This window comes from Candidatus Symbiothrix dinenymphae, assembly GCF_001431085.1.
This window is the reverse complement of the sequence record NZ_BBRU01000384.1, coordinates 1-462: the sequence shown is the minus strand read 5'-3', so window position 1 is coordinate 462 and position 462 is coordinate 1. Positions and strand designations below refer to the sequence as shown.

The following is a 462-nucleotide window of genomic DNA, read 5'->3' as shown; positions in this document are numbered from 1 at the left end:
TGCCTTTGGCGGGTGGTATAGGGAATCTGCTTGCACCAATATGTGGAGTTTTGCAAGCAATATAGTTACCGGCGACACCACGCTGTATGCCAAGTGGAGGTATCCGGATGTTTTGGTGGAAACATTTGAAAACGGCAACGGCACAACCCTCGCCGATTGGACGATTGTGAACGGTAGCCAAACTAACAAGTGGTACATCGGTACAGCAATAAGCAACGGTGGCAGCAAATCTGCCTATATATCCGATAATAGCAGCAGTAATACCTATACGATAGACAATTCAAGTGTAGTGCATCTCTACCGCGACATCACCTTCCCTACATCAACATCTGCGGTCACGCTGACCTTTTATTGGAAAGGTGTCGGAGAAAGCAACTTCGATGATTTGAAAGTATTTGTACTGCCCACTTCTACCACTCCCTTAGCAGGTACGTCGTTGGCTGGCAGTTATACTGCGCTGGG

General features: G+C 47.6%; 1 protein-coding gene. It reads left to right on the top strand.

What is annotated here, in order from left to right; translation table 11 throughout:
• Positions 1-40: 40 nt before the first annotated feature.
• A partial coding sequence (locus tag ASC50_RS07515) for a hypothetical protein (protein ID WP_262482199.1) occupies positions 41-462 on the top strand: 422 nt, incomplete at its 3' end.